Here is a 3,807-nt window from a genome sequence, read left to right as displayed (position 1 = left end):
AGGCGGGCTTGCGGATCCTGGCCCGCGGCGGCAATGCCGTGGATGCGGCCATCGCTGCAGCCGCCACGTTGGCGCTGACCGAACCCGTCAGCAACGGCCTGGGCTCGGACTGCTTCGCCATCATTTGGGACGGTTCGAAGCTGCATGGCCTGAATGCCTCGGGCACGGCCCCCGGCGCCTGGAATGTGGATTACTTCCGCCGCAAGCATCAAGGCGTGATCCCGATGCGGGGCTGGGACAGCGTGACGGTGCCAGGCTGTGTGGCCGGCTGGGCCGCCCTGCACGAAAAGCTGGGCAGCCTGGCGTTTGCCGACGTGCTGGCGCCCGCCATCGAATATGCCGAACGCGGCTATGCCGTGTCGCCCGTCGTGCAGGAAAAGTGGGCGGCGCAAGCCGACGTCCTGCAACCGCAACCGGGTTTTGCCGAACACTTCCTGCCGCGCGGCCGCGCGCCCCACATCGGCGAACACTTCGTGCTGCCGGGCGCGGCGGCGACGCTCAAGCGCATCGCCTCCAGCGGCGGGCGCGACTTCTATGAAGGCGAAACGGCCCACAAGCTGGTCGCACACGCCCAGGCCCACGACGCCGCCCTGACCCTGGCCGATCTGCGCGACTACGCGCCGGAATGGGTGACGCCGATCAGCCAGCCTTACCGAGGCCACACCCTGCATCAGATCCCGCCCAACGGCCAAGGCATCGCGGCGTTGATCGCGCTGGGCATCTTGCAAAACTTCGACCTGCCTGCCCGCCCGGTCGACCATCCCGACACCCAGCACCTGCTGATCGAGGCCATGAAACTGGCGTTCGCCGACGTCTATGCGCACGTGGCCGACGCGCGCCACATGCGGATGACGCCCGAGCAGATGCTGCGGCCGGACTACCTGGCCGAACGCGCGCGGATGATCGACCCCAACGTGGCCCAGGCCTTCGCCTCGGGCCATGCACCGCAAGGCGGCACCGTCTACCTCACCGCCGCCGACAAGAGCGGCATGATGGTCAGCTTCATCCAGTCGAACTACATGGGTTTCGGTTCGGGCGTGGTGGTGCCGGGCACGGGCGTCAGCCTGCAGAACCGCGGGCATTGCTTCAGCACCCAACCCGACCATCCCAATGTGGTCGCGGGCGGCAAGCGCCCCTTCCACACCATCATCCCAGGTTTCCTGATGCGCGACGGCGCCCCCGTCATGAGCTTTGGCGTCATGGGCGGCAATATGCAGCCCCAGGGGCAAGTGCAGACGCTGGTGCGCATGCTCGACTACGGCCAGCAGCCGCAAGCCGCCTGCGACGCGCCTCGCTGGAAATGGAACCACGGCCTGGCGGTGGACGTGGAAACGGGACTGAACCCGGCCGTGGCCCAGGGCCTGCGCACGCGCGGCCATGTGCTGGAAGGCATCGACGACCCCTATATGGACTTCGGTTCTGGCCAGTTCATCTGGCGGCTGGGCGACCCGGCGGTAGACGGCTATGTCAGCGCCAGCGACAGTCGACGAGATGGACTCGCCGCCGGCTTTTGATTGCGTTAAGGTTACTGTCCTGAGACTGACCTTACCTACATAGAGCGGAGTTCCCTGCATGGCAACGATCGGTACCAAGAGCTACGACGCGGTCGTAGCCCAGAAAGTCGCTTTCCTCGGATTGGGCGTGATGGGCTTGCCCATGGCCGGCCACCTGGCCCGTGCGGGGCACGACGTCACCGTCTACAACCGCACCCCCGCCAAGGCGCAAGCCTGGGCCGCCGAGTTCCACGGCCACCATGCCCCCACGCCGCGCGAAGCGGTAGCGGGCGCGCAGATCGTATTCGCCTGCGTGGGCAATGACGACGACCTGCGCAGCATCGTGCTGGGCCCGGACGGCGCGTTCTCGGGCATGGCGCCAGGCGCGGTATTCGTCGACCACACAACCGCCTCGGCCGATGTGGCGCGCGAGCTCTATGCGCAAGCCAAGGAACTGGGCCTGAACTTCGTGGATGCCCCGGTCTCGGGCGGACAGGCCGGCGCGGTCAATGGCGTGCTGACCATCATGTGCGGCGGCGAACCCGCTGTCTTCGACGCCATCAAGCCGGTGGCGCAAAGCTTCGGCCGCGCCGTGACACTGGTGGGCGCGCCGGGCGCCGGCCAGTTGGCCAAGATGGTCAACCAGATCTGCATCGCCGGCATCGTGCAAGGCCTGTCGGAAGCCGTGGCCTTCGGCCAGGCGGCCGACCTGGACATGAAGCTGGTGCTGGACGTGATCAGCAAGGGCGCGGCGCAAAGCTGGCAGATGGAGAACCGCGGCGGCACCATGGTCGACGACAAGTTCGAATTCGGCTTCGCGGTGGACTGGATGCGCAAAGACCTGGGCCTGGTGCTGGCCGAAGCGCGCCACAACGGCGCGCGCGTGCCGGTCACCGCCCTGGTGGACCAGTTCTATGGCGACGTCCAGAAGATGGGCGGCGGCCGTTGGGACACGTCTAGCCTGGTGAAGCGACTGCGCGACTGAACTTGCTGCAACGCCCTGCCCCACGGCTCGGCGATTTGGCGGCAAACAAAAAGGCGAGCCACGAGGCTCGCCTTTTTTGGTGGCACATGCGCCGTTACGCGGCCAAGCTGGCCTGCGCCGTTTCCAGCACCAGCGCGTCGATGCGTTGCTTGGCCAGCGTCACGCCTTCCAGCGCCGCCACTTCGCCCATCGCCATGCCTTCGGCGGCGATGAACGTGACGTCGCTCATGCCAAGGAAGCCTAGCATCTGGCGCAGGTACGGCGTCAGGGTGTCGGACGGTGTGCCTTCGGCTTTGCCGCCGCGTGCCGTCAACACGAACACCTGCTTACCCTTGACGAGGCCCTCCGGCACGCCTTCCGGCGTATAACGGAACGTGACGCCCGCACGGGCCACGTGGTCCAGATAGCTCTTGAACTGCGCGGGCAGATTGAAGTTGTAGACGGGCACCGCGAAAACGATGCGATCTGCTTCCATCAGTTCAGCGACGAGCGTATCGCTCAGTTCGACGATGCGTTGCTGCTCGACGCTGCGGGCATCTGCCGGGGTGAACAGCGCGCCGGCCGTGTTGCCGTCGAAATAGGGAATGGGCTGCGCGCCGATGTCTCGGACCTTGACGGCCGCGGCGGGGTTGGCTTCTTTGACGCGCGCAATCAGGTGATCGGCCAATTGCTTGCTGTTGGAACGGTCGCCGAGAATCGAGGAAAGGATAACGAGGGTCTTCATTGCAAATATCTCCAGGGGTGGCCCGCCATACGCGGGCGGCCAGGATCTGTCAGCGCCACGCCCGACTCTTCAAGGAGTTCGGACTGGAGCTTGGCGCCGGGTGGCGTTGGCAGATCCCGAATGCATGGGCTCACTGTAGACCGGTTCATTGTTAACATAAACCGGGGTATGATGAACTGTTCGTTCCAGGTATAGAACAATCATGCAAGATCTCAATGACCTCTACTATTTTTCCCAAGTTGTCGAGCAAGGCGGCTTCAGCGCGGCAGCCAGGGCGCTGGACATCCCGAAATCCCGCCTGTCGCGCAGGATCTCGCACCTTGAGGAAAGTCTGGGTGTCAGGCTGCTGCAACGCACGACGCGCCGGCTGCGGCTGACTTCGGCGGGCGAACGCTACCTGCACTATTGCCGTGAAATGGCCGCATCCGCCCGCGCTGCGGACGACGCCATGCGGCAATTGCAGTCAGAGCCTGCCGGGCCGGTAATCGTGAGCTGCCCCGTCTCCATTGCCCAGGATGTGCTGGCGCCGATCCTGCCCGAATTCCTGGATGCGTGGCCGGCGATTTCCGTGCAGTTGCTGGTGACCAACCGGCGCGTGGACCTGA

At 65.6% G+C, this 3,807-nt stretch carries 4 protein-coding genes; 3 read left to right on the top strand and 1 reads right to left on the bottom strand.

Annotated features, from left to right (window positions below; translation table 11 throughout):
• Together ACO6D5_RS29765 and ACO6D5_RS29760 are read left to right on the top strand one after the other, a co-directional pair.
• The coding region (locus ACO6D5_RS29765) for a gamma-glutamyltransferase family protein (RefSeq protein ID WP_485827395.1) at nucleotides 1-1,514 on the top strand (1,514 nt) is incomplete at its 5' end.
• A 58-nt stretch (nucleotides 1,515-1,572) separates the two neighbouring features.
• Nucleotides 1,573-2,478 (top strand): NAD(P)-dependent oxidoreductase, encoded by a 906-nt coding sequence (locus tag ACO6D5_RS29760; RefSeq protein WP_006225994.1) that lies wholly within the window; start codon nucleotides 1,573-1,575, stop codon nucleotides 2,476-2,478.
• 94 nt (nucleotides 2,479-2,572) lie between these two features.
• On the opposite strand, the gene ACO6D5_RS29755 is transcribed toward ACO6D5_RS29760, so the two are convergent.
• On the bottom strand, nucleotides 2,573-3,202 hold the full coding sequence (locus tag ACO6D5_RS29755) for an FMN-dependent NADH-azoreductase (RefSeq protein WP_485827394.1): 630 nt from the start codon (nucleotides 3,200-3,202) through the stop codon (nucleotides 2,573-2,575).
• A gap of 202 nt (nucleotides 3,203-3,404) precedes the next feature.
• Between ACO6D5_RS29755 and ACO6D5_RS29750 the strand changes: the two genes are divergently transcribed.
• Nucleotides 3,405-3,807: LysR family transcriptional regulator (locus ACO6D5_RS29750; protein WP_485827393.1), on the top strand; the 403-nt coding region annotated here is incomplete at its 3' end.

It is taken from the genome of Achromobacter sp., assembly GCF_057314935.1.
Note: the sequence above shows the minus strand (reverse complement) of the source record. Positions and strands in the feature narration are given on the sequence as shown.